This window comes from Amycolatopsis sp. EV170708-02-1 (genome assembly GCF_022479115.1).
In the GTDB taxonomy this organism is placed as follows: domain Bacteria; phylum Actinomycetota; class Actinomycetes; order Mycobacteriales; family Pseudonocardiaceae; genus Amycolatopsis.
This window is the reverse complement of record NZ_CP092497.1, coordinates 9,403,218-9,428,800: the sequence shown is the minus strand read 5'-3', so window position 1 is coordinate 9,428,800 and position 25,583 is coordinate 9,403,218. Positions and strand designations below refer to the sequence as shown.

Annotated in this window: 21 protein-coding genes; 13 read left to right on the top strand and 8 right to left on the bottom strand. The window is 69.0% G+C overall.

The window, feature by feature from the left end:
* Position 1 precedes the first annotated feature (1 nt).
* The 4 genes from MJQ72_RS43360 to purD form a co-directional block, all read right to left on the bottom strand.
* The gene (locus tag MJQ72_RS43360) at positions 2-1,660 is read right to left on the bottom strand and encodes a hypothetical protein (RefSeq protein ID WP_240596651.1); all 1,659 of its coding nucleotides are present in this window, start codon (positions 1,658-1,660) and stop codon (positions 2-4) included.
* 10 nt (positions 1,661-1,670) lie between these two features.
* A complete protein-coding gene (locus tag MJQ72_RS43355) occupies positions 1,671-2,312 on the bottom strand; it encodes a DUF3558 domain-containing protein (protein ID WP_240596649.1) in 642 nt (213 codons plus the stop codon).
* Complete coding sequence (locus MJQ72_RS43350) at positions 2,263-2,649, bottom strand: PE domain-containing protein (protein ID WP_240596647.1); 387 nt, start codon at positions 2,647-2,649, stop codon at positions 2,263-2,265. The genes MJQ72_RS43355 and MJQ72_RS43350 overlap by 50 nt, the downstream gene beginning before the upstream one ends.
* Before the next feature lie 136 nt (positions 2,650-2,785).
* A complete protein-coding gene (gene purD, locus MJQ72_RS43345; RefSeq protein ID WP_240596646.1) occupies positions 2,786-4,048 on the bottom strand; it encodes a phosphoribosylamine--glycine ligase in 1,263 nt (420 codons plus the stop codon).
* 176 nt (positions 4,049-4,224) lie between these two features.
* Between purD and MJQ72_RS43340 the strand changes: the two genes are divergently transcribed.
* The gene (locus tag MJQ72_RS43340) at positions 4,225-5,343 is read left to right on the top strand and encodes a glycerophosphodiester phosphodiesterase (RefSeq protein ID WP_240596644.1); all 1,119 of its coding nucleotides are present in this window, start codon (positions 4,225-4,227) and stop codon (positions 5,341-5,343) included.
* A gap of 444 nt (positions 5,344-5,787) precedes the next feature.
* Positions 5,788-7,326, top strand: coding sequence for an amino acid permease (locus MJQ72_RS43335; RefSeq protein ID WP_240596642.1), 1,539 nt, complete (start codon positions 5,788-5,790; stop codon positions 7,324-7,326).
* On the opposite strand, the gene MJQ72_RS43330 is transcribed toward MJQ72_RS43335, so the two are convergent.
* Together MJQ72_RS43330 and MJQ72_RS43325 are read right to left on the bottom strand one after the other, a co-directional pair.
* Complete coding sequence (locus MJQ72_RS43330) at positions 7,310-8,533, bottom strand: aromatic acid/H+ symport family MFS transporter (protein ID WP_240596640.1); 1,224 nt, start codon at positions 8,531-8,533, stop codon at positions 7,310-7,312. The two genes, MJQ72_RS43335 and MJQ72_RS43330, sit on opposite strands and share 17 nt — an antisense overlap.
* Before the next feature lie 140 nt (positions 8,534-8,673).
* Entirely contained in the window at positions 8,674-9,609 is a 936-nt protein-coding gene (locus tag MJQ72_RS43325) for an LLM class F420-dependent oxidoreductase (RefSeq protein WP_240596638.1), read from the bottom strand.
* Between the two features lie 122 nt (positions 9,610-9,731).
* On the opposite strand from MJQ72_RS43325, the gene MJQ72_RS43320 reads away from it, so the two are divergent.
* On the top strand, positions 9,732-10,226 hold the full coding sequence (locus MJQ72_RS43320) for an OsmC family protein (protein ID WP_240596636.1): 495 nt from the start codon (positions 9,732-9,734) through the stop codon (positions 10,224-10,226).
* 47 nt (positions 10,227-10,273) lie between these two features.
* Here MJQ72_RS43320 and MJQ72_RS43315 read toward each other — a convergent pair whose 3' ends face one another.
* On the bottom strand, positions 10,274-11,560 hold the full coding sequence (locus tag MJQ72_RS43315; RefSeq protein ID WP_016338079.1) for an adenylosuccinate synthase: 1,287 nt from the start codon (positions 11,558-11,560) through the stop codon (positions 10,274-10,276).
* A gap of 54 nt (positions 11,561-11,614) precedes the next feature.
* Here MJQ72_RS43315 and MJQ72_RS43310 point away from each other — a divergent pair, with 54 nt between their 5' ends.
* The 8 genes from MJQ72_RS43310 (at position 11,615) to MJQ72_RS43275 (ending at position 20,532) form a co-directional block, all read left to right on the top strand.
* On the top strand, positions 11,615-12,295 hold the full coding sequence (locus MJQ72_RS43310) for a hypothetical protein (protein ID WP_240596634.1): 681 nt from the start codon (positions 11,615-11,617) through the stop codon (positions 12,293-12,295).
* Between the two features lie 295 nt (positions 12,296-12,590).
* Entirely contained in the window at positions 12,591-13,229 is a 639-nt protein-coding gene (locus MJQ72_RS43305; protein ID WP_240596632.1) for a DUF1524 domain-containing protein, read from the top strand.
* Positions 13,230-13,441: 212 nt separating this feature from the next.
* Positions 13,442-15,049: an ABC transporter substrate-binding protein gene (locus tag MJQ72_RS43300; RefSeq protein WP_240596630.1), complete on the top strand. Its 1,608-nt coding sequence runs from the start codon at positions 13,442-13,444 to the stop codon at positions 15,047-15,049.
* On the top strand, positions 15,046-15,996 hold the full coding sequence (locus MJQ72_RS43295; protein WP_240596628.1) for an ABC transporter permease: 951 nt from the start codon (positions 15,046-15,048) through the stop codon (positions 15,994-15,996). The genes MJQ72_RS43300 and MJQ72_RS43295 overlap by 4 nt, the downstream gene beginning before the upstream one ends.
* Positions 15,989-16,804 (top strand): ABC transporter permease, encoded by an 816-nt coding sequence (locus MJQ72_RS43290; protein ID WP_240596626.1) that lies wholly within the window; start codon positions 15,989-15,991, stop codon positions 16,802-16,804. The genes MJQ72_RS43295 and MJQ72_RS43290 overlap by 8 nt, the downstream gene beginning before the upstream one ends.
* Entirely contained in the window at positions 16,801-18,378 is a 1,578-nt protein-coding gene (locus MJQ72_RS43285) for an ABC transporter ATP-binding protein (RefSeq protein ID WP_240596624.1), read from the top strand. Before MJQ72_RS43290 ends, MJQ72_RS43285 begins: the two co-directional genes overlap by 4 nt.
* The gene (locus MJQ72_RS43280; RefSeq protein ID WP_240596622.1) at positions 18,375-19,412 is read left to right on the top strand and encodes an LLM class flavin-dependent oxidoreductase; all 1,038 of its coding nucleotides are present in this window, start codon (positions 18,375-18,377) and stop codon (positions 19,410-19,412) included. Before MJQ72_RS43285 ends, MJQ72_RS43280 begins: the two co-directional genes overlap by 4 nt.
* 13 nt (positions 19,413-19,425) lie before the next feature.
* Entirely contained in the window at positions 19,426-20,532 is a 1,107-nt protein-coding gene (locus MJQ72_RS43275; RefSeq protein ID WP_240596620.1) for a glycosyltransferase, read from the top strand.
* Between the two features lie 125 nt (positions 20,533-20,657).
* Here MJQ72_RS43275 and MJQ72_RS43270 read toward each other — a convergent pair whose 3' ends face one another.
* Entirely contained in the window at positions 20,658-22,556 is a 1,899-nt protein-coding gene (locus tag MJQ72_RS43270; protein ID WP_240596618.1) for an FAD/NAD(P)-binding domain-containing protein, read from the bottom strand.
* Between the two features lie 123 nt (positions 22,557-22,679).
* Between MJQ72_RS43270 and MJQ72_RS43265 the strand changes: the two genes are divergently transcribed.
* Positions 22,680-23,807, top strand: a complete 1,128-nt coding sequence (locus MJQ72_RS43265; RefSeq protein ID WP_240596616.1) for an LLM class flavin-dependent oxidoreductase — start codon at positions 22,680-22,682, stop codon at positions 23,805-23,807.
* Between the two features lie 427 nt (positions 23,808-24,234).
* Positions 24,235-25,488 (top strand): MFS transporter, encoded by a 1,254-nt coding sequence (locus tag MJQ72_RS43260; protein WP_240596614.1) that lies wholly within the window; start codon positions 24,235-24,237, stop codon positions 25,486-25,488.
* Positions 25,489-25,583 lie beyond the last annotated feature (95 nt).

Sequence of the window (25,583 nt, the reverse complement as noted above, 5' to 3'; positions counted from 1 at the left end):
TTCAGCGCGCTTCCCGGTTGCCGTGGTCACCGATCACGTCGGGCGACACCAGACGCTCGTCGGTGAACAGGTCCTTGTCGTCGACGCCGTAGCGCCTGATGTGTTCCGCGTCCTCTTCGACGTCCTGGGTGGCCGCGCGCTCCATGAACTTCGACTCGGGCTTCGGCTGCTTCGCGCCGATCTTCTCCGAGCGCCGCATGGCCTCCTCTTCGGGAAGCTCGCCGATCGGCAGCTGACGGGTCGGCTTCACGCCGCCTTCCTGACGGGGACGGCGGTCGCGTTCCTTGTCGCCGCTCAGCGCGCCACCGGCGACACCGGCGCCGAGCGCGGCGGCACCGGCGCCCAGATCGCCCGCGGCCGGGCCGGTGATCTTCGGGACGGCGGGGAAACCGCGGCCGGACTCGTTGCCGGGGGCCATCGGCGCCTGCGGTCCGGAGCCGACCGAGCGGCCCTTGCCGAGCGCCTGGTCGCCGCCGCCGGTGCCACCGCCGACGTTGCCGAAGACACCGGGACCGGAGCTGGAGCCGGGGCCTTTGCCGAGAGCGCCGTCGATACCCGGTCCGGTGCCGAAGGACTTGCCGACCGGCTGCGCCGACGTGGTGCTGCTCGGCGGCAGGCTGCCGGTGGACTGGCCCGGCGGGATGTTCGGCGTGGTCGGCGCGCCCGGCGGGACGAACGGCGGCGAAGTGGGCGAGCCGGTGACCGGGTACGAGGGCCTGCTCTGGTCGGGCTGCGGGGACGGCCGGTTCGGCGTGACCCAGCCAGAGCCCGGCGCGGGGGCAGGCCTCGACGTGCCGGACGGCGTGGTCGGGGCGGCCGCCGCGGGAGCGGTCGCGCCCGCGGCGGGCGCCGCCGAGGCGGTCTTCCTGGCCGTTCCGCCGCCCATGGCGACGCCGTAGGCCGGAGTCGGGGCGTCGTAGGACGGCGCCTTTGGGTTGCTGACCGGCTGCGCGACCGGCGGCACGTACTTCGACTCGACGGCGGCCGACGCGGGCCGGACGCTGCCGTCCGGGGTCAGGTCCGTGGCCGTGCCCGCGAGATCGAGCGGGCCGGACCCGCCGCCCGCTCCGGCGGTCGTCGTGGTCTGGGTCAGGTTCATCGCCTGCGGGTCGGCCAGGGTGTCGGTCGACAGCAGGTTCTCACCGCTCGTCTTGGCGTAGTCGTTCAACGCCTCCTGCGCCTGCGCCCGCGCGTTGTTCGCGGCGCTGACGGTCTTGGCGTGGTCGGTCTCGAACCCGATGAGGCTCAGCAGGACGTCGCCGACGGTCAGGCCGCCGGCGCCCTTCCGGACCACTTCCGGGTCCGGGAGCTTGTGCAGGGTCCGGTTGAAGGCCTCGCCCTGGGCGAAGATCATCTCCGCGGAATGCGAGACCTTCGAGTTCGCGTCCTGGGAGAAGCCCGCCTGCTCGGTGAACACCTGACCGGCGGCACCGCCCGCTTCGCTCTGCCATTCCACGCCGAGCTTGCCCAGCTCGTCGCGCAGCGTCTTGTCGGTGTCGGCGAGCGCGCCCGCGACGGACTTCAGCGCTTCGACGGCGATGCCGATGCTGCCGGTGCCGTCGCCGCTGCGGAACTGCTCGATCTCGGTCGCGATCCCGGTGTCGGTGTAGCCGTCGAACCGAAGATCGCGGAGCCTGCCCGCGAGGTCGGAAACGTTCACGCCGCCCTCCCTAGTTGCGTGCTTTCAAGGTCTGCAAAGCCAAATCTGCCGCCAGTGCGGATTTCTCGCACAGTTGCGGCATGGTGAACGCGCCGGCGGTGACGGTGACGGCCCGCACCGCCAGCGTCTGTCCGCGAGCGACGCCGACGAGTGTTTCGCAATCGCCCGGCGTCCCGCTGTCACGGTGGTTCCTGATGGCGGGGAACCCGCCGACCTCCGTCGGTTCCGTCGTCATGCTGTTCTTGCGGCGCTTGCCGGTGAACCATTCTTCGACGTCCGCGGTGATCGTGCGGACGTAATAGCCGTGGAAGGGCTGCTCGGCATCCGCGTCGAAGACACAGGTCGGGCCGTCGATCGGTTCCGCGGCCGCACGCGGTTTGCTGTTGATCTTCAGCCGGTCGAGCTGTGGATCGGCGAGCAGGGCACACGGATCGACACCCTGGAGGCTCAGCTCGGCGGGCCTGGCGGGCAGCGCGGACGCCTTGGCGCCCTGCGTGGCCGAAGCCAGCGCGGGCTTGTCGGGGAACGCCTGCCCGTTCGTGTCCGTGGCGCATCCGGCCAGCGCGAGGGTGAGCACTCCGCCGGACACCAGCACACGGGGCCTACGCCCGGTGAACACCACGGTCCCCGAGCGCGGCGGCCTTGTCCGCATCACTGGTCTTGTACTCCTTGGCCGCGGTGCGGAGCTGGCTGACCAGCCCGCGCAGACCGGCCACGTACGCCCGGACCTGCGCGGCGTACGACTGATCGCCGTCGGCCACGAGCTCGTTCCAGACGTCGGTCGCGTGCACGCTCACGGTGTCGTTGGCCGGAGCGTCGATCCGCAGCTGGTCGAGCCGCGTCATGAGCTTGTCCTGCAACGCGTCGACCTGCTCTTCGACGATCTTCGCCACTTCGAGCAGCTTCGACGGATCGACTCTGATGTCGGCCACCGACGGTGGTGTCGGGACCGCCGACGTGAGGTCCTGGACCTTGCCCGATGCTGCCATTCCCCACCCCTTGGACACTGCGCACGGTGACCGTTCGTCCTGCCTGAGGCTACCAACGCGGATGTATCGGCTGCCTAAGCTTTACAGGAAATACCGGGTTAGACGCGCCAAGGACCGGGATGGTTCCGTCCGGAATTCACGAGACGGGGGTGGCGATCTCTCCCTTGGCGGCGAGCAGGGCGATGTCGGTGCGGTGGTGGGAGCCGGCCAGGTGGACCTTCTCGACCGTCGCGTAGGCGTCCTTGCGGGCGGCCTTCAGGTTCTTGCCGGTGCCGACGACCGACAGCACGCGGCCGCCGGAGGAGACCACGGCGCCGTCGTCACGGCGGCGGGTGCCCGCGTGAAGCACGCCTTCGAGCTCGCCGCCGGTGATGACGTCACCGGTCCTCGGCTTGCCGGGGTAGCCGTCCGCGGCGAGCACGACGGTGACCGCCGCGCCGGAATCCCAGTCCAGCGGCGGCAGCTCGGCGAGCTTGCCGGTCGCCGTCGCGTGCAGGACCTTGCCGAGCGGGCTGCGCAGGAGCGCCAGGACGACCTGGGTCTCCGGGTCGCCGAAACGGCAGTTGAACTCGATGACCTGCGGACCTTCGGAGGTCAGCGCGAGACCGGCGTAGAGCAGGCCGGAGAAGGTGGCGCCGCGGTTGTCGAGTTCGTCGACCACGGGCTGGACGATGCGGGCGACGACGTCGTCGACCAGGTTCTTCGGTGCCCACGGCAACGGCGCGTACGCCCCCATGCCGCCGGTGTTCGGGCCCGCGTCGCCGTCGCCGACGCGCTTGAAGTCCTGCGCGGGCAGAAGCGGGACGACCGTGCGGCCGTCGACGAAGCAGAAGAGAGAGGCCTCGGGACCGTCGAGGAAGGACTCCAGCAGCACCGGGTGCCCGCCGTCGAGCAGCATCAGGGCGTGTTTGCGCGCGACGTCGACGTCCGTGGTGACCACGACGCCCTTGCCCGCGGCGAGGCCGTCGTCCTTGACCACCCAGGTGGGGCCGAAACGGCCGAGCGCGGCATCGAGGCGGGCCGGGTTGTCGACGACCTCGCAGTGCGCCGTCGGCACCTTCGCGGCCGCCATGACGTCCTTCGCGAAGGCCTTCGAGCCCTCGATCCTGGCCGCGGACGCGGACGGGCCGAAGCAGGCGATGCCCGCCTTCCGGACCGCGTCGGCGACCCCCGCCACCAGCGGGACCTCGGGACCGACCACCACCAGGTCCGCCTGCCACTGCTTGGCGAGGGCGGAGACCGATTCGGGGTCGGCCGCGTCGACGCCGAGCTGCTCGGCCACCGAAGAGGTGCCGGCGTTGCCCGGGGCACAGGCCAGTGCGGTGACGGAAGGGTCTTCCGCGACCGCGAGGACGAGTGCATGCTCACGGGCGCCGGACCCGATTACCAGTACGCGCACGACGCACAGGGTAACCGGGCCGGTGAGCCCCGAACACGTCGCCGTCCTGGAGCGGTGGGTTCCATCCGGCGTTCACCCGGCGGTCAGGCCTCCGCCGGTCCGTCTTCGCCGGCCGGACTCCTCCTGCGTCAAGGGTTGCGCGGTACCCCGAGTTCAAGCGAAAGAGGTCATCCACCATGCGAAAGCGCCTGGGCGTGCTCGCCCTGTCCGGACTCGCCGTACTCAGCGTCACCGGGTTGGCCGGCGCCGCCGAGCCGGGTGCCCGAGATGTGTCGGCGTCGGCCAAGGGCCACGATGGGCCGGTGATCGTCGGACATCGCGGCGCCCCCGGCTACCGCCCGGAGCACACGCTCGCCTCGTATGAGCTCGCCTACCGTCAGGGCGTCGACTGGGTCGACGTCGACCTGGTGCCCACCAAGGACGGCCAGCTCGTCGCCCGGCACGAGAACGAGATCGGCGGAACCACCGACGTCGCGAAGCACCCCGAGTTCGCGAACCGGAAGACGACGAAGGTCATCGACGGCACGTCGTTCACCGGCTGGTTCACCGAGGACTTCACGCTCGCCGAGCTGAAGACCCTGCGCGCGACCGAGCGGATCCCGCAGCTCCGGCCGAACAACAAGATCTACGACGGCCGCTACCAGATCGCCACCTACCAGGAGGTGCTCGACCTGACGCGCCGCCTGGGCCGCGAACTGCGCCGCGAGCTGGGGACGTACCCGGAGATCAAGCACTCGACCTACTTCTCGTCGATCAAGAACCCGACCGAGCCGAAGCTGGTCGAGCTGATCAAGCGCAACGGGCTCAACCACCCGAAGGCGCCGGTGATCATCCAGTCGTTCGAGGTGTCGAACCTGATCGAGCTCTCGCGTCAGGTGCGGGTGCCGCTGCTGCAGCTGACCTCGGCGAGCGGCGCTCCGGCCGACTTCGTCGCGAAGGGTGACCCGCGGACGTACGCCGACCTCGTGACGCCGGCGGGCCTGAAGGAGATCTCGAAGTACGCGGACTACCTGGGCCCGGAGAAGGCGCAGGTCATCCCGGTGGTGAACGGGGCGCTGGGACAGCCGACCAAGCTCGTCGCCGACGCGCACAAGGCCGGGCTGAAGGTCGGGCCGTACACGTTCCGCAACGAGAACAACTTCCTGCCGCAGAACCTGCGTTCGTCGGCGAACCCCGCCGAGTACGGCAACGCGTTCGCCGAGCAGGAGGCGTTCCTCAAGGCGGGTGTCGACGGGTACTTCGCCGACCACCCGGACACCGCGCTGGAGGCCGTGAAGGCGTTCGAGGGGCGCTGACGCCTCTCAAGTATGTGAAGGCCCCTTCATTGCGCCTGACGCGATGAAGGGGGCCTTCATCTATTTCCAGAGCGTCGGTTCGGCTGGTCCAGTGTGGCGATGCGGGCCTACGGGACGCCGGCCCGCAGGGCGCCGACCGTGTGGATTTCGGGGCGTTGGGCGACCAGAAACCCACACGGTGCCCGCGTGACAGGTCCGGTCACCGCGGCCAGATCGCCTGAGACGTGACAGGTGTGTGGAAATAGAGACGTTCAACGTCCCTATTTCCACACACCCCTCACCCACGGTGACACTCGCGCCGCGCCGGGCGAGCGCCAAGGAACGGCCCGTTCCTTGCGTCCGGAGGGGGCGAGGTCTTGACGGGACCTTGACATGCGCAGGTCGGCGGGCCTAATTTCGGCGGATCTCAATGGTCTGTCCGCATACCTTTTAAGTGGGTGCCCGATGGATGTCTCTGACAAGCAGGCCGCAGAACCCGCCGACGAAGACAGTGCCCGGCTCCACCAACTCGGCTACGCGCAGGAACTCCGGCGCACGATGTCGACGTTCTCCAACTTCGCCGTCTCGTTCACGATCATCTCGATCCTCTCCGGCTGCCTGACCCTCTACGGGTTCGGCATGAAGACCGGCGGGCCCGCCGCGATGATCTGGGGCTGGCCGCTGGTCGGCCTGTTCGTCATCCTGGTCGGGCTGGGCATGGCCGAGGTCTGCTCCAGCTACCCGACCGCGGGCGGCCTCTATTACTGGGCCGCGAAGCTCGCCCCGCGCAACGGCGCGGCGTGGTCGTGGTTCACCGGCTGGTTCAACCTCATCGGGCAGATCGCCGTCACCGCGGGGATCGACTTCGGCGCGGCACTGTTCCTCAACGCCTTCCTCGATCTCCAGTTCGGCTTCGAGGCGACGCCGGGCAACACGATCCTGCTGCTGGCGATCATCCTGGTGATCCACGGCCTGCTGAACACCTTCGGCGTCAAGATCGTGGCGCTGCTGAACAGCATCAGCGTGTGGTGGCATCTGGTGGGTGTGCTGGTCATCGTCGGGGTGCTGATCATCGTTCCGGAGAAGCACCAGGACGCGTCCTTCGTCTTCGGCGAGTTCGTGAACAAGACCGGCTGGGCTTCACCGGTCTACGTCTTCTTACTGGGGCTCCTCGTCGCGCAGTACACACTCACCGGCTACGACGCCTCGGCGCATATGACCGAGGAGACCAAGAACGCGGCGAAGGCCGGACCGCGCGGCATCATCAACTCGATCCTCGTCTCCTTGGTCGCCGGGTGGGTCCTGCTGATCGGTCTCACCTTCGCCATCCAGGACTACGACGGCGCCGTGGGCTCCGAGACCGGGGTGCCGCCCGCACAGATCTTCATCGACGCGACCGGCGCGACGACCGGCAAGTTCCTCCTGCTCATCTGCATCGGTGCCCAGCTGTTCTGCGGGATGGCTTCGGTGACCGCGAACTCGCGGATGATCTACGCCTTCGCCCGCGACGGCGCGATCCCGGGATCGAAGTTCTGGCACCGCATCAACAAGCGCACCCAGACGCCGACCAACGCGGTGTGGCTGGCCGCGGGCGGCGCGCTCCTGCTCGCCCTGCCGTACTTGTGGAGCGCGACCGCCTACGCGGCGGTGACCTCGATCGCCGTCGTCGGCCTTTACGTGGCCTACGTGATCCCGGTGTTCCTGCGGGTGCGCAAGGGCGACGATTTCGAACCAGGACCGTGGAACCTCGGCCGCTGGGGCAAGCTCGTCGGGACCATCGCGACCGTCTGGGTGTGCTTCATCTTCGTGCTGTTCATGCTTCCGCAGGGATCACCGGTCACCATCGACAGTTTCAACTACACGCCCATCGCCTTCCTCGTCGTACTCGGTGGTGCGGCGGTGTGGTGGTTCGCCTCGGCACGCAAGTGGTTCACGGGCCCGAAGGTGCAGGGGTCCGAGGAAGAACTCGCCGCGGTGGAAAAGGAACTCAAGGAACTGGGGTAGCGGCGATGTTGTCCCGGGAGCGGCCGGCGCGGACTCCGGTCACCGCGGCCGCTCCCAACGCCCCGACTCCGGCGAAGGCGTAGAAACCCCACGGGTAGGCAATCCCGGCGGTCAGCAGCGCGCCGCCGAGGATCGGGCCGCTGATCGCGCCGACCCGGCCCACTCCCGCCGCCCAGCCGATTCCCGTGGCGCGCATGGCATCCGGGTACGTCTTGCCGATGTAGGCGTACACGAGCACCTGCGCGCTGAACACGAAACCGCCGGTGAGGAACACAGCCACGTACAGGCCGACCGCAGGCAGCTTCACGCTCAGCAGGGCCAGGAACACCGCCGCCCCGAGGAACCAGAAGATCACCGCCGGCCGGACACCGACCTTGTCCGCCACCCGGCCCGCGACGAGCAGACCGACGACGCCGCCGAGGTTCAACGTGAGCAGCAGCCCGAGCGCCGCGCCCAGCGGATACCCGGCCTGGCGCATGATCTCCGGCAGCCATGTGTTGAGCCCGTAGACCAGCAGCAGCCCCATGAACGACGTCACCCAGAACGCGACGGTGGCGCGCAGGAGCCCGCCGCGGAACAGCCCGCCGACCACTTGCGTCGCCGACTTCTCCTGCGTCTCCCGCGCCCGCTCGAAGGACTCGGATTCCGGCAGGTACTTGATCATCAGCGGCACCAGCACGAGCGCGGGCAGCGCACCGGCGACGAACATCGCACGCCAGCCGAGCGGCTGGATCAGCCAAATGCCGAGCAGGGCCGTGAGCACCGCGCCGACGTGATAGCCGGTCATCACCGTGGTGGTCGCGCTGCCGCCCTTCCCCTTGCGGGCGTACTCGGTGACCAGCGCGATCGCCGTCGGCAGGCAGCCGCCGAGGCCGAGCCCGGCGAGGAAGCGCAGCAGGCCGAAGACGAACGCCGACGGCGAGATCGCGCAGAGCGCGGTGAACGCCGAGAAGGCCGCGACCGCGATGATCAGCGCCTTGCGACGGCCGATGAGGTCGGTGATCGTGCCGATCGCCATCGCGCCGATCATCATGCCGATGAGGCCGAACGTCGAGATCACCGACGCCGTGCCGGGCGTCAGGCCCCAGACGTGGTCACGGAGCAGCGCGGGCAGCACCGTGCCCAGGACGACCAGGTCGAATCCGTCGAGCAGTACCGCCGTCCAGGCGAGTGGGACCACCCACGAACGGGCCGCGGCAGGGGACATGGGGACCTCCAGCTGTGTTCGCTATGCGCACGAGTATGCACAATACGAACGTTGTGAGCAAGGCCACTGGGCCGCTGAATGACATGAAAGGGGCGTTCAGGACGATAAATGTCCTGAACGCCCCTTTCATGACGCCTGGGTCAGCGCTTCACGAGGTCTCCGAGGACACGCCAAGTGCGGAGCCGCTCTTCCGTGCTCCGGATGCCGCTCTGTGTCGCGACGACCTCGGTCGCCCCGGCGTCGAAGTACCGCCGGATCTCCGCCGCGACGGCCTCCTCGTCTCCCGCGATCACCAGCTCACCGGCGGAATCCACGCCCTGGGCGTCGAACACCGCGCGATAGGAGGGGATGTCGCGGAAGAACGCGTACTGCCGGTCGATGGTGGCGCGGACGGCGCCGGGATCCTCGGTGACGACGACCGGGACCATGGCGATGATCCGCGGCGCCGGACGGCCGGCGGCGGCCTTGGTGATCTCCGGGACGATCAGCTCCGAAAGCGCCTTCGGCCCGGCGAGGAACGGGATCGTGCCGTCGGCGAGCTCGCCGGTGACGCGCAGCGCCTGACGTCCCATCGCCGCGACGATCACCGGGATGTCCGAAGACCCCGCGACAGACAGCGAAGCCGCGAAGCCCTTCGCCTGAGCTCGGACCGTCTCGCCGTGGAAATCGACTTCGCCACCGTCGAGCACCTGCCGAAGGACCGTGAGGTACTCGCGAAGGTGCTTGATCGGCGACGGGTACTCGATGCCGTACGCGGGTTCGAGCCAGTTCTTCGCGCCGGTCCCGAGACCGAGGACGAACCTGCCCCCGGTGGCGGCCTGCGCCGTCTGCGCGAGACCGGTGATCAAGAAGGGATGCCGCGGATAGATCGGGACCACGCCGGTCCCGACGGTGATCCCCGGGACGGCGCGGCCCGCGAGGGCGGCGACGGTGATCGCGTCGTGCTCCATCTGCTGGGAGAACCAGACGGATGTCAGGCCCGCGTCGGCGGCCTGCCGGGTCTGTGTGAGGAGTTCGTCGACGATGTTGACGGCGTTCGCGGTGTCCCCGGACGGGAGTGCCACTCCGATGGTCATGTTCACCATCAACCGCGCCGCCGAACGGATATTTCGCCGTTCACCAGTTGGGATCATGCGCGCGGATCCCGGTGTTGGCCCACCCTGGGCGGCGTCCGACACCTCGATCCTGGAGAGACCCGATGTCGCTGACCGATGTCATCGAAGGAACCAAGACCGCCGTCGACGCCGACCCGCGCAACGCCGCCGTCTCGTTCAGCGTCGCCAACGCGCTGAACCCCGGGACCGCGACCCGGGTGGACGTGCGGGTGCGCGACCACTCGTTCGCCGTCGACGAGCCCGCCGCGCTCGGCGGCACCGACACCGCGGCGAACCCGGTCGAATACGCGCTCGCCGCGCTGGGCTCGTGCCAGGTGATCACGTACCAGTTCTGGGCGGCGAAGCTCGGTGTGCCGCTCGAAGGCGTGCAGGTGACCGTCGACGGCGACATCGACCTTCACGGGTTCTTCGGGTTCTCGGAGACCCGGCCGGGCTTCGGGGACGTGCGCGTTTCGGTGGAGCTGAGCGGGCCCGCCGGAGCGGAGGTCTACGAGGACCTGAAGCGGCAGGTGGACGAGCACTGCCCGGTGCTGGACCTGTTCCGGAACCCGACGCCGGTGAAGACCTCGCTCACCTGAGTCGTGAGTGGCTAGGACGGTTAGAACCGTCCTAGCCACTCACGAGGTCAGACGAACTCGTGCCGCACGATGGTCTGCTCCCGGCCCGGACCGACGCCGATCGCCGAGATCCGTGCGCCCGAAAGCTCTTCGAGCCGCTCGACGTAGGCCCGCGCGTTCGCCGGCAGCTCCTCGAAGGTCCGGCAGCCCGAGATGTCCTCGAACCAGCCCGGCAGCTCTTCGTAGATCGGCAGCGCGTGGTGCACGTCGGTCTGCGTCATCGGCATGTCGTAGGTGCGGAAGCCGTCGACCTCGTAGCCGACGCACACCGGCACCTTCTCCAGCCCGGACAGCACGTCCAGCTTGGTGAGGAAGTAGTCGGTGATGCCGTTGACCCGCACCGCGTAGCGCGCGATGACCGCGTCGAACCAGCCGGTGCGCCGCGAGCGTCCGGTGGTGACGCCGAATTCGCCGCCCTGCTTGCGCAGGTACTCGCCGGACTCGTCGTCCAGCTCGGTCGGGAACGGGCCGGAGCCGACACGCGTGGTGTAGGCCTTGAGGATGCCCAGCACGGTGTCGATCTTGCCGGGGCCGATGCCCGAACCCGCGCTCGCGCCGCCGGAGGTCGGGTTCGACGACGTGACGAACGGGTACGTGCCGTGGTCGACGTCGAGCAGGGTGCCCTGCGAGCCTTCGAGCAGCACGGTCTCGCCGCGTTCGAGGGCCTGGTTGAGCTGCAGGCGCGTGTCGGCGATGCGGTGCGCGAACTTCTCGCCGGCGGCCAGCACCTCGTCGGCGACCTGGTTCGCGTCCAGTGCCTTGCGGTTGTAGACCTTGACCAGCACCTGGTTCTTGAACTCCAGTGCCGATTCGACCTTCTGCCGGAAGATCTTCTCGTCGAGCAGGTCCTGCACGCGGACGCCGACGCGGGCGATCTTGTCCTGGTAGCAGGGGCCGATGCCGCGGCCGGTGGTGCCGATCTTGCGGCTGCCGAGGTAACGCTCGGTGACCTTATCGATCGCCACGTGGTACGGCATGATCAAATGCGCGTCGGCGGAGATCAGCAGTTTGCTGGTGTCGACGTCGCGTTCTTCCAGCCCGGCGAGCTCGTCGAGCAGCACGCCCGGGTCGATGACGACGCCGTTGCCGATGACGTTGGTGACGCCCGGCGTGAGGATCCCGGACGGGATGAGGTGAAGGGCGAAGTTCTGCCCGTCGGGAAGGACTACGGTGTGGCCCGCGTTGTTACCGCCTTGGTAACGCACGATCCACTGGACGCGGTCGCCGAGCAGGTCGGTGGCCTTGCCCTTGCCCTCGTCCCCCCATTGGGCCCCGATCAGCACGATGGCCGGCATGTGACACTCCAGGTGTTCGGCGACTTGTGGTTTGGCGCTGGTAAATGCCGGTGCATGAGCGTAACGGAGGGCCTTCGGGTGCGCGGAATAGTGGTGGTCTGTCCGGAGGGCGAGCCCACACTCCCGGAGATCGACGACGTCGAAATGGTGCACGTCCCGAGCCGCCCCGGCAAGGCGGATATCGACCCCTTGCTGGGGGAACACGATCATCTGGTGGTCGCGGGCACCGACGCCGACCTCGCGGCGGTGGCGCTGCGGCTGTTACGAAAAGAACAGCTCTCGGGCGTGTCGCTCGGCTTCGTGCCGTCCTCGCCGGACTCCGACGTCGCCCGTATCTGGAGCCTGCCGACGGAGCCGCTGCGCGCCCTCTCGCTCGCGTTGCGCGGCGAGGTCGACCCGGTGCCGCTGATCCGCGACGACACCGGCGGTGTGCTGGTCGGGCGCGGGGTGATCGGGATGATCCGCGGGGTGGCCTACTGCGACGAGCACACCGTCCTGCGAGGGCCCGCGCGCTCGATCGAGGTCGAGCCGGACACGAGCGGCCCCGGGCTGATGGTCCGGGTGACCAAAGGGACGCTGTTCAAGCGGCCTTCGACGCAGTACGCGCGGGCGTTCCAGCTCGGCTGCATCCCGACCCGGCCGAGCAGCGACGGCGTCGCCCATCCGCGCGCCATGAGCCGCTGGACCTGGTACCGGCACACCGAGGACCTCAGGCTGGTCCGCGGGCTGGACTAGAGGGTGTCGCCGAACTGAAGTCCGCTGGTCAGGCGAGGGCACGCGCGCGCGTCTCTTTGCGGCCGGAGGCCTCGGATTTGCGGAGACGGGCTCCGACGGACACCGACTAGGCCGTTCGGCTCAGAACCTTCAGCTGGACTTTCCGAAGATTTTTCGGCTGCGTACACCCCGTCCTACCTGCACGTGACACCCTCCGTTCACGAATAGCCAGCAGAGTGTCATCCGATGGTGTTGCGTGGGTCATATCCGTGCCGCATGGTGACCAGGTCCCCAAACCTGACACGGAGGCAGCAATATGCCAACTGTGCTTGCTGTTCGTCGCTCCTTCACCGTTCTCGCCGTCTCGGCGATCGTCTCCGCGGGCGTGGTGGGTGTCGCCGAAGCGACACCCCCGGGCATCCCGTCGGCGGACACCGCCAAGACGCAGCTCGCCGCGCTGACCGTCAAACCGGACGGTTCGTCGACCGGGTACAGCCGCGACAAGTTCCCGCACTGGTCCGACCAGGGCAACAGCTGCAACACCCGTGAGGTCGTGCTGAAGCGGGACGGCACGAACGTTCAGCAGGACAGCAGTTGCGCCGCCGTCTCCGGCAGCTGGTTCAGCCCGTACGACGGGGCCACCTGGCGCGCGGCGTCCGATGTGGACATCGACCACGTCGTGCCGCTGGCCGCCGCGTGGCGCACCGGGGCGTCTTCGTGGACCACCGCGCAGCGGCAGGCGTTCGCTAATGACCTCAGCGCGCCGCAGCTGATCGCCGTCACCGACAACGTCAACCAGGAGAAGGGCGACAAGTCGCCGGACGCCTGGAAGCCGCCGACCGTCGGCTACTGGTGCACCTACGCGAAGATGTGGACCACGGTGAAGTACAAGTACAAGCTGAGCATCAAGTCCGCGGAGAAGACCGCGCTGACGGACATGCTCAACCGCTGCTGAAACCTGGCCGATCCGTGAGGGCCTCCTTCACTACCTTCAGGGTAGGGAAGGAGGCCCTCACGGACTTTCGGGACTGTCAAGCGAAAAGGTGGGACGTTTCGCGGACTGGGAGCCGGGCTCAGCATATGGGCGGGCCTCAAGGGCGTGATTAGCGTGATTCGGGTAGGCGCAAGAAAAAGCGTCCCCCGTTTCCCCACGCTGGAGGCCACCCGGTGTCCCGTACCGCCGCCACGTCCTTGCTCGCCCTCACCGCACTTGTCGCCACTGCCTGCTCCTCCGCGGGTGGCGCGACGGGCGCGGACGCCGGGCCACCGAAACCCGGTGGCACGCTGCGACTCGGGATCTCGTCGAGCCCGGACTGCGTCGACCCGCAACAGGTCGGCACCAACGCTTCGCTCAACGTCGGCCGCCAGCTGGTGGATTCGCTGACCGACCAGGATCCGGCCACCGGCGAGATCAAGCCGTGGCTGGCCGAAAAATGGGAGAGCAACGCGGATTCGACCGCGTTCACCTTCCACCTGCGCGACGGCGCGACCTTCTCCGACGGCAGCCCCGTCGACGCCGCGTCGGTCAAGACGAGCTTCGACGCGATCAAGGCGCTCGGCCCGAAATCGCAGCTCGGCTCGGGCTATCTGGCCGTGTACAAGGGAACGACGGTCGTCGATCCGAAGACGGTCAAGATCGAGTTCTCCGTTCCCAGCGCCCAGTTCCTGCAGGCCAGCTCGACGATGTCGCTCGGCGTCCTCGCACCCGCCGCCTACAAGAAGACGGCCGATCAGCGTTGCCAGGGCGACGGCCTGATCGGCTCCGGGCCGTTCGTTTTCGAGAGCCTGAAGCAGAATCAGGAGATCGTCCTCGCCAAACGCAAGGGCTACAGCTGGGGCTCGTCGCTCTTCAAGCACCAGGGTGAGGCGTACCTCGACAAGATCGCCTACAAGATCGTGCCGGAACCCGGTGTGCGCACCGGAAGTCTCGCGTCCGCGCAGCTCGACGCCATCACCGACGTCCAGCCGGTCGACGAACCGCAGTTCACCGGCAACGGTTTCACCGAGCCCACGCGCCCGAATCCCGGCGTCGTCTTCAATCTGCACGCCAACGTCACCAAGGGCGTGCTCACCGATGAGAAGGTCCGCCAGGCGGTGGTCAAGGGCATCAACCGGCCCGAGGTCACGAACACCGTGCTGACCCCGAACTACAAGCCCGCGACCAGCATTCTCGGCTCGGCGACGCCGTTCTACACCGACCTGTCGCCACTGCTCGCCTACGATCCGGCCGGCGCCACGGCGCTGCTGGAAAGCGCGGGCTGGCTGCCCGGTCCCGACGGGATCCGCACGAAGAACGGCCAGCGGCTGACCGCGAAGGTCGTCTTCTCCCTGGTGTTCAACCAGAACAAGAGCGTGCTCGAACTCGTCCAGCAGCAGCTGCGCAAGATCGGCTTCGACCTCCAGATCGAACAGCGCACGACGGCCGAGAGCGTGCAGATCACGCAGAGCGGGAACTACGAGTATCTCTGGTACAACACCACCCGCGCGGATCCGGACATCCTGCGCAATCTGTTCTCCACCAAGGCGAACAACCGCAGCAAGCTGCCCGCGGGCAATCCGGTCGACGCGCCGCTCGATGCCCAGTCGTCCACTGTGGACCCGGCGAAACGGAAGCCCGCCGCCGAGGAGGCGCAGCGCGCGATCATCGAGCACGGCTACTCGGCGCCGGTGTTCGAGCTGACCCAGGTGCTGGCGCACGGGCCGAACGCGCACGGCGTCGGTTTCGAGGCGTCGTCGCGGCTTCAGCTGTTCGATGCCTGGGTGTCCGGGTCGTGACCCGGTATCTGCTGCGGCGGATCCTGCAGGCGGTCTTCGTGCTGTGGGCCGCGTTCACCGTGTCGTTCGTGATCCTCTACCTCCTGCCGGGCGACGCGGTCAGCGCGAAGCTCGGCGGCGGCGAGGCCGGCCTTTCGGTGACGCCGGAACAACTGGCCGCGGCGAAGGCGGAGTACGGGCTCGACGATCCGTTGCCGCTGCAGTACGGAAAGCGGCTGCTCGCGGCGTTGCAGGGCGACTTCGGCCGCTCGATCGCCACCGGGGACGACGCCACGAACATGGTCGTGTCCGCCCTGCCGCCGACGCTCGCGGTGACCGGCTTCGCGCTGGTGCTCGCGATCCTGTTCGGCGGCGGGATCGCCTTCGCCGGCACCCTCACGCGGCATCGCTGGCTGGGCAACCTCCTGCTCGCGTTGCCACCGCTGGGGATCTCACTTCCGCCGTTCTGGGTCGGGCTGCTGCTCGTCCAGTTCTTCTCCTTCCAGCTCAGGTTGTTGCCCGCGCTGGGTTCGAACGGCTTCGAGTCGCTGATCCTGCCCGCGATCACGCTCGCCATCCCGACCGGCGCGATCATCGGGCAGGTGCTGGCGAAGAGCCTCCGCACGCAGCTCGCCGAGCCGTACGCCGAGATCGCGCTGGCGAAGGGAGCGAGCCGGTCGAGAGTCCACTTCGGACACCTTCTGCGCAACGCCGCGGTGCCCACGCTGACCATCGCCGGGGTGGTGGCGGGAAACCTGATCGCGGGTTCGGTGATCACCGAGACGGTGTTCTCCCGCGACGGCCTCGGCCGCGTGACGTCGTCGGCGGTCACCGCGCAGGACATCCCGGTGGTGCAGGCGGTGATCGTGCTCGCCGCGCTGGTGTTCGTCGTCATCAACCTGCTGGTCGACCTGGTCTACCCCGTACTCGACCCGCGGATCCGACACCGGGAGACGACCGATGCCTGACGTCCTCGTGCGCACCCGGCGCAAACCGGGTTTGATCCTCGCGATCGCCGTCCTGGCCTTCGCGCTGCTGGCGGCGGTCGCCCCCGGCCTCTTCACCGGACAGGACCCGCTCGCCGGCGTCCCCGCCGAGAAGATGCAGGGGCCGTCGCTCGGCCACCTCTTCGGCACCGACGAAACCGGACGCGACATCTTCGCCCGTGTCGTCCACGGCGCCGCGCTTTCGTTGCAGGCGACCGTGATCGCCGTCGTCGTCGCGCTCGTCGCCGGTTCCGCGCTCGGCCTGCTCGCCGGGTTCCGCGGCGGCGCCCTCGACTCGGCGATCATGCGCTGTGTCGACGTCCTGCTGGCGATCCCGTCGATTCTGCTGTCGCTGGCGCTGGTCACGGCGCTCGGCTTCGGGACGACCAATGTCGCGATCGCGGTCGGGGTCGCGAATCTCGCGCAGTTCGCCCGGCTGATGCGCGCCGAAGTGCTGCGTGTCCGCAATGGCGTGTTCGTCGAGGCGGCCAGGGCGGGAGGCGTGCGCTGGACCGGGGTGCTCGGACGGCATGTGCTGCCCAACGCGCTCGGCCCGGTGCTCGCGCTCGCGACCCTCACCTTCGGCACGGCGGTGCTGGAGGTGAGCGCGCTGAGCTTCCTCGGCTACGGCGCCACCCCGCCGACCCCGGAATGGGGATCGCTGGTGGCGGCGGGCCGTGGCTTCCTCGCCACCGCCTGGTGGATGACGACCTTGCCCGGGCTCACCGTCGCGGCCGTGGTGCTGTCCGCGAACCGGCTGTCCAGAGCGATCGAAGGAGACGTGCGGTGAGCGCGCTGCTGACCATCCGCGATCTCGCGGTTTCCTACAAATCCGTGCCCGCCGTGGACGGCGTCTCGCTCTCTGTCCACAAGGGACAGATCGTCGCGGTGGTCGGCGAGTCCGGCTCCGGCAAGAGCACGACGGCGCACGCGGCCATCGGGCTGCTGCCGCGCGGCGGGCGGATCGACCGCGGCGAGATCACCTTCGACGGCCGTGACCTCACGAAACTCTCCGACCGTGCCTGGCGTTCGGTACGCGGCCGTGAGATCGCCCTGGTCCCGCAGGATCCGACGGTGTCGCTCAATCCCGTGCACCGGATCGGCGATCAGGTCGCGGAGGTACTGCTGATCCACGGTCTCGCCGACAAACGCGGCGCCGGCGCCGAGGCAGTGAAACTGCTGCGCAAGGCCGGCATCGCCGACCCGGAAGCGCGGGCGCGGCAGTATCCGCACGAGCTGTCCGGCGGGCTCCGGCAGCGCGCGCTGATCGCCGCCGCGCTCGCCGGGCGGCCGAAACTCATCATCGCCGACGAACCGACCAGCGCGCTCGACGTCACCGTGCAGCGGCAGATCCTCGACCACCTCGAAGAACTCGCCGCCGAAGCGGGCACCGCCGTCCTGCTGATCACCCACGACCTCGGCGTCGCGTCCGATCGGGCATCCCGGATCGTGGTGCTGTCCCAGGGAAGCGTCGTCGAGGAAGGCACGACCGGCGAAATCCTCGCGGCGCCCACCCAGAAGTACACGCAAGACCTGCTCGCCGCCGCGCCGAGCCTGTCCGACACCCCGCTGCGGGAGCCGAAACCGCCGTCGACCGACGTCCTGGTGTCGGTCCGTGGCCTCGGCAAGACGTTCGGGACCGTCCGTGCCGTCGACGGCGTCTCGTTCGACATCGCCCGCGGCCGGACGCTCGCGCTGGTCGGCGAGTCCGGTTCGGGCAAGTCGACCACCGCGCGGATGATCCTGCGGCTGGAGGCGCCGACCGACGGCGTCGTCGAGTTCGACGGTAAGGACATCACGTCGTTGCGCGGCGAGGAACTACGACGGCTGCGGCGCCGCTTCCAGCTGGTGTACCAGAACCCGTACGCGTCGCTGAATCCGAAGTTCAGCATCGAGGACGTCATCTCCGAACCGCTGCGGGCGTTCGGCGTCGGCACGAAGGCGGAACGCCGGGCGCGGGCGGCGGAGCTGGTCGATCAGGTCGCCCTGCCGTCTTCGGTGCTGAAGCGCAAACCCGCCGAATTGTCCGGCGGGCAACGCCAACGCGCGGCCATCGCGCGGGCACTCGCGTTGCGCCCGGAGCTGATCGTCGCCGACGAACCCGTGTCCGCGCTGGACGTCTCGGTGCAGGCGCAGATCCTGCGGCTGCTCGCCGATCTCCAGGACGAACTCGGCCTGACGTATCTGTTCATCTCGCACGACCTCGCCGTGGTCCGGCAGATCGCGGACACCGTCGGCGTGCTGCGCGGCGGCGAACTCGTCGAACTCGGCCCGGCGAGGGACGTCCTCGAACGGCCGAGCGCGGACTACACCCGGGAGCTCCTCGCCGCCATCCCGGGCCGGAAACCCTTGGAGACACGGTGAAATTCGGGCTCTTCTCCCTGGTCGCCAACCATCCCGACCCGGCGAGCGGTGCGACACCCACCCAGCACGAGCGCCTGCGACGCGTTGTCGACGAGGCGATCTTCGCCGAGGAACTGGGCTTCGACGCGTACGGCGTCGGCGAGCGGCACGGCGAACCGTTCCTTTCCTCGGCACCGCCGGTGATCCTGGCCGCGGTGGCCGAACGGACCCGGCGCGTCCGGCTGCTGACCACCTTGACGGTGATCAGCGTGCTCGACCCGGTCCGCGTCGCCGAGGACTACGCGACGCTCGACCAGCTTTCCGGCGGGCGGCTGGAACTCATGATCGGGAAGGGCAACGATCCGCGGCACTTCCCGCTGTTCGGCCTCGAAGAGGACCGGCAGTGGGAGTACCAGGCGGAGAAGTTCGCCCTGCTGCGCCGCCTGTTCCTGGAGGAGGGCGTGACGTGGGAGGGCGAGTTCCGCGCGCCGTTGACCGACGTCACGACGCAACCGCGGCCGTTCCACGCGCGGCCGCGGATCTGGCACGGGAGCGCGTCGAGTACCGAATCGACCGAGCTGGCGGCGAAGTTCGGCGATCCGCTGTTCACCGCGAACGGATTCCACCCCAAGAAGAAATACGCCGATCTGATCGACCACTACCGGCGGCGGTGGGCCGAGTACGGCCACGATCCGGCGGACGCGCTCGTCGGTTCCGGCGCGGGCGGGCTGTACGTCGCCAAGACCTCGCAGGAGGCGCTGGACGGGTACCGGCCGTACTTCGAGGCACTGATGAAGACACCCGCGTATCAGCACAACAAGTCGGAGTTCACCACGCTGGAGGACAAGATCGCGAACGGTTCCGCCCTCGTCGGGAGCCCGGAACAGGTGATCGACAAGATCGGCGACTACCACGCGTCGTTCGGGCACGAGGTGCAGGCGGTGTCGGTCGACGGGCTGGAGTCCGGGGAAGCGCGGGACGTCCTGGAGCTCTTCGCCGCCGACGTCGTCCCGATCGTGCGGAAGGAACTGCCCTCGCGGGTGTGGGAAAGCTAGTACTTTCGGGGAGGTGCGCATCCTCTTCACATGCCGCCCGGCCTACGGCCACCTGTACCCGTTGATGCCGTTGGCGATCGCCGCCCGCGACGCCGGGCACGAAGTGGTCTTCGGGACCGGCGCGGCGTTCCTGGACAAGGTCCGCTCGCTCGGCTTCGACGCGCACAAGGTCGGGATCTCGATCCAGGACGCCAGTGCCGCGGCCGACGGGGATCCGCTGGAGGCCATCCTCACCACGTTCGCCGAGATCCTGCCGCGCGCCACGATCGCCGATCTCACGCAGCTGCTCCCCGAGCTCCGGCCCGATCTGGTCGTCTACGAGATGAGCGACGTCGGCGCGTTCACCGCCGCCCGCCGGGCCGGGATCCCGGTGGTGTCCCACGTGATCGGCCGCTCGATGCCCGCCGAACTGATGGCCGCCGCCGCGGACCGGTTCGCCCCGCTATGGGACGGGCAACCGCCCGCGAACCTGATGCTGGGCGACGCCGCGATCGACGTGTGGCCGGACCTCGTGCGTGACACGGAGGTCACCGCGCTGCCGACGGTCTTCCGGCTCCGGCCGGTGCCGTGGAACGAGCCCGGCGCGGTGCCGTCGTGGCTCGACGGACGCGACCGGCCGCTCGTCTACCTGACGCTGGGCACCGTCGCCTTCGGCGCCACTGGCGTGCTGCGCGCCGCGATCGACGGCCTCACGCGGCTGCCGGTGGACGTCCTGGTCGCCCGCGGCCCTGGTGACCCCGGCGAATTCGACGACCTGCCGCCGAACGTCCACGTGACCGGCTTCGTGCCGCAGTCCGAAGTCCTTCCGCGAGCGGACCTGGTGGTGCACCACGGCGGAACCGGGACCGTGCTGGGCGCGCTTTCGGCGGGCCTGCCGCAGCTGGTGCTGCCGCAGGGCGCGGACCAGTTCGTCAACGCCGAAACGCTGGAGACGGCCAACGCCGGCCGGGCGCTGACCGGGGACGAGGTGACCGCGGACGCCGTCGAGGAGAGGGCCAAGTCCCTCCTCGACGACGCCCGCGTGCGCGAGGTGGCGGCCAGGGCCCGCCACGAGATCGCCGCCATGCCGGCGCCGTCGGAGGTCGTCCGTCGGCTGGCGGACTTCGCCGCCCACGCGTGATCGAAGGCGGATCTCGCGTGCCTGGAAGCGGATCTCACGTGCTTGGAGACGTAACTCGCGTGCTCAGACGGCGCACACACGAGTTACGCCTCCAAGCACACGAGTTACGGCTCCAGGCACGCGAGTTACGCCGTTCTTGCCAGTTTCAGGATCTCCCGCGCGACGATGTCGTTCTGCCGGAACGGGAGCGCGTTGGTCCGCGGCCGGGTGAACGCGCCGGCCGAACGCGCCGACGTATGCGGCCCGAGCGCGAACCGGCGCGGATGCGGGCGGCCCGTGCCGTCGAGCATCCGGCCGTCGGAGACGCGGGTGTGGATCCGGCCGGCGAGCAGCCTCTCGCCGGTGACCGGGTCGATGACGGCTTCCTCGCCGAGCGCGCCGCTGTCCCGCAACTGTCGCAAAAGGGCATCGGACGCCCTGGTGACGCTCGGCTCGGGCAGTCGCGCCTCGACAAGGGTCCGCGCCTCGGTCTCGCCGGGGAAGCTCGCACCGGAGGCGACGAAGGCCCGGCGCTCCTCGTCCGCCGACACACGCATTTCGGCGCCCAAGAAGGAAACGAGGCCGGCTTCTTGGAGCGCGAGCAGTTCTTCGAGCCGTCGCGGCGGCGGCCCGCTGGCGAAGTAGGAGAAGAAGCCGAGAAACCAACCATCCAAATCGGACAGTTGTGACGCCGCGTCGAGCCGTCCGGTCTGCAGCAGCGCCGGAAGCTGCCCCATCACGGAAAGCAGCGCCATGAACGCACCCAGATCCGCGCTGTACTCGGCGTCCGCCCGGCGGCTCAGGTCCGCTTCGACGTACTCGCGCAGCTCCTTGCCGTACTCCTCGGCGGTGCCGAACTCCTTGCCCGCCATCGGCCGGTCGAGCCTGCCGAGATCCAGCCGATCGTCCGGCGCCGGAACCGCCCGCGCCACCAGCGCGTCGAGCTCGCCGGGCGGGGAGTCCGCGAAAGCGTCGGCGAAGACGGCGAAATCCATCCGCACCCGCTCGGGATGGGCGGTGAACAGCTCGCTGTAGTAGGCCCACGCGATCTCCTTCGAGATCAGCGGCCAGACGTCGCGGCGGAAGTCGATCGTGCCGGGCACCTCGCAGAGCTTCCCGATCGCGTAGGCGTCGAAGAATTTGGGCAACCGCAAGGGTTTCCCGCGCAGCCGGTAGCCGATCTTCGAGTGATACGGCACCCCCCTGCGCGAACCGACGTGCAACACGGGTTCGGCACCGCTCGGGTGATATTTCAGCCCACCGCACGCCTGCTCTTCGAACCGGCCGCCGCGGCCTTCGGTCAGCAGCAGCATCAGATCGACGAACGCGAGGCCGAATCCGCGCACCAGCACGGTTTCCCCCGGCCCGATCGCCGAGTAGTCGACGTCGGCGGTGTAGCCGGCCGGGTAGTACGCGAGGTCGTGCCGGGCGGCGAAATCGGCGAGTTCGGCTTCGCGTTCGTCCGGTTCGGCGTCGAGATGCCCGACGGTGAACAGGACCGCGTCCACGGCGAGAGGTTCCGCTCGGTCTTCCAGCCAGAGCGACTGCGGATCGCCGTCGTCGAGCCGCACCGCGCGGGTCCGGTGCTCGACGACCTCGATCCCGGACGGGAGCCCGGCGCGGACTTCGCGGTGGAACCAGGTGAGATACGCGCTCTGCAGCCGTCGCGTCGGGAAGTGATCGCTTTGCAGCGCCTCGAGTTCGGCGCGCAGGCTTTCGTCGGCTTCCGCGTCGAGCGCGCCCTCGCGAACGAGCCGCGCCCACTCGATCAGCGAAGGCCCCGGGCGGATCGGACCGTCGATCTCCACGGTGTCGTCGGTGAACACGGTGACGTCCTCGGGCATGGAGTTCATCCGCAGCAACGGCGACTGCTCATAACGCCAGACCCGGCCCGCCCCGGCGGGAAAGGGATCGACGAGATGCACCACCAGCCGCCGCCCGCCGAGGAGCTCGGCGGCGTTGGCGCCGAGCCGTTCGAGCACGCCCACCCCACGTGGACCGGCGCCGACCACCGCGAGCACGTAGGGAAGGTCTGCGGTACTCACGAAGCCGAAGCTACGCCGGGATTCCGGGCCGCGTGCGGGTTCTCAAGGAGCGGAACCCGTTGCCACGGCGAGGAACCGGCGCGTACTCGTCGATCAGGGGGACACGGACGAGAGGGACGGACGATGCCGGTCGAATTCCTGGGTATCGGAGGCACCAACGACGGTTCGGAGACGCATCCGCGGTCCGGCGGCGTCTTCGACAAGGACTACACACTGCGGCTCGCGCGGGCACACGAGGATTTCGGCTGGGACCGGGTGCTGTTCGCGTACGGCTCCAGCGGACCGGATCCGGCGCAGGCGGCCGCCTACGTCGCGGCGAAGCTCGACAAGCTCCAGATCCTGCTGGCGCACCGGCCGAACGTCTCGTACCCGACCTTCGCGGCGAAGACGTTCGCCACGCTGGACCAGCTCTCGGACGGGAAGCTCACGGTCCATTTCATCACCGGCGGCAGCGACCACGAGCAGCAGCGCGAAGGCGACTACCTCACCAAGGACGCGCGCTACTCACGCACGCGCGAGTACATCCAGATCGTGAAGCGGGCTTGGACGTCCGAAGAGCCCTTCGACCACGAAGGCGAGCACTACCGCTTCGCCGACTTCGTCCTCGACGTCCGGCCTGTGCAACAGCCGCGCCCTGGCGTCTCGTTCGGCGGCTCGTCTCCGGCGGCGTACGCGGCGGGCGGGGCCGAAGCGGACATCTTCTGTCTCTGGGGCGAGCCCCTCGCGCGAACGGCCGAGCAGATCGAGTCCGTCAAGGCCGCGGCGAAGGCCGCCGGGCGGACCGACGTCCCGCGTATCCAGGTCGCCTTCCGCCCGATCATCGCCCCGACCGAGGAGCTCGCCTGGGAGAAGGCGTATCGCACGGTCGACGCGATCAAGGCCCGCACGAGCGGAGGCCCGCTGACCCGGCGGCATTCGCTCACGAACCCGGAGAACACCGGCTCGAAGCGGCTCCTCGCGATCGCCGCCGAGGGTGAACGGTTCGACCGGGCGCTGTGGACCCCGACGGCGGCCGCGACCGGCGGCGCGGGCAACTCCAACGCCCTGGTCGGCACGCCCGAAACCGTCGCACAGGCCCTGCTCGACTACTACGACCTCGGCGTCGACATCCTCTCCGCCCGCGGCTACGACATGCTCGGCGACACGATCGACTTCGGCCGTCATGTCATCCCGATCGTGCGCGAAGAGGTCGCCAAACGCGACGCGGCGAAGGCGGCTTCGGCGCGCGAGGTACTTGCCGTCGACGGCTGAGCCGTTCACTCCACCGGATGGCGGACCGGTCATCCATTCGGCGCATGACGCCGACGGCCCTCGAACGTTCCGGCCGTCGCGGAGCGGAGTCGAAGCGCGTCCGCACCCGAGGCGGCGCGATGACCGCCGTCGCGGTGCGGCATCCCCGCCCCGGGTGACGCCGTCCGGTCCGCTTTTCCCGGCGAAATGCCCGAAACAACCCAAAAGTGCTGGCCGGGACCGCGATACCGGTCACCGGGACACCTTCGCGGACGGCCGTTCGTCCACGAAAAAGATCTCCAACTCCAGAAACCCGGCGAAAGAACCTAGCCAATCACCAACAGTCAGGAGACACTTACGTGAACGAATGACGCTTCGTGACGAGCTCGTGACCGCGTTACTCTCGGTCACGAGTTTGTCGCGTAATAAGGACCCTATTGGGGGCAACATGGCTTCGGCCGGACGGGTCACTTACCGAGAGGTGTTCGGTGTAGCCGAGTTCCGTTCGCTCTGGTTCGCCGAGCTGTTTTCGATCTTCGGTGATCAACTCGCCAGGGTCGCCCTGTCCGTCCTCGTCTTCACCGAAACCCGCTCCGCGACCCTGACCGGTCTCACCTACGCGCTGACCTACGCCCCTTCGCTGCTCGGCGGCATCTTCCTCACCGGGTTCGCGGACCGGTTCCCCCGGCGGACCGTGATGGTGGTCGTCGACCTCTTACGGGCCCTGCTGATCGCGCTGGTCGCGGTGCCGGTCCTGCCGTTCTGGGTCCTGTGCGTCCTCGTCGGCGGCGTCTCGCTGCTGAACCCGCCGTTCAAGGCGGCCCAGCTGGCCCTGCTGCCGCAGATCCTCGAGGGCGATCGGTTCGTCGTCGGTATGGCGATCCGCAGCATGACCGTCCAATCGGCGCAGCTGGCGGGATTCGCCGGCGGCGGTCTCCTGCTGACCGCGCTCGAACCCCATATCGCCCTCGCGCTGGACGCGGTCACCTTCGTGATCTCGGCGCTGTTCGTCCGGTTCGGGCTGAAGTCGCGTCCGGCCGCGGCGTCCGGCGAGAAGCGCAAGTCGTTCTTCGCGTCGATCGGCTCGGGCGGGAAGATCGTCTTCGCCAGCTCCGGGCTGCGCTCATTGCTGCTGTTCACCTGGCTGATGGGCCTGCTGCCGGTGTACGAGGGCATCGCGGCGCCCTACGTCGCGTCGTCGGGCGGCGGCCCCGAGATCATCGGCCTGCTGCTGGCCGCCGACCCGATCGGCAGTGTGATCGGGGCCTTCATCTACTCGCGCTGGGTGCCGTCGCACGTCAGACCGAAACTGATCGGGCCGCTTTCGGCGCTGACGGCGATCCCGCTGCTGCTGTGCTTCCTGCAGCCGGGGCCGTGGGCGTCGATCGTGTTGTTCGTGCTCTGCGGCGGCTTCGGCACGGTGGCGCTGATGCAGGCCACCGCGTCGCTGACGCTGGCCGTGCCGGACGAGAGCCGGGCACAGGTGATGGGGCTGTCGAACACCGGATTGACCACGACGATGGGCGTGAGTCCCCTGATCGGCGGCATCCTGGCGGACCAGGTCGGCCCTCAGTCGACGGTCGGCGTCTTCGGGCTTGCGGGATTGGTGCTGACCGTCCCGCTCGCGTTGAGCTGGTTCCGGACCCTCAGCCGCGACCCGGAACGGTGGCAGGAAAAAGACGCCGCACGCGCAGAACATTGAGGTGTTCCACGCGCCGGCCCGATCGCGCGGACGTCTGGCGCGCGCCCCAGTTCACTGATCCCTACCGGCCATCGCTGGCACCTTTCCCTCGACCT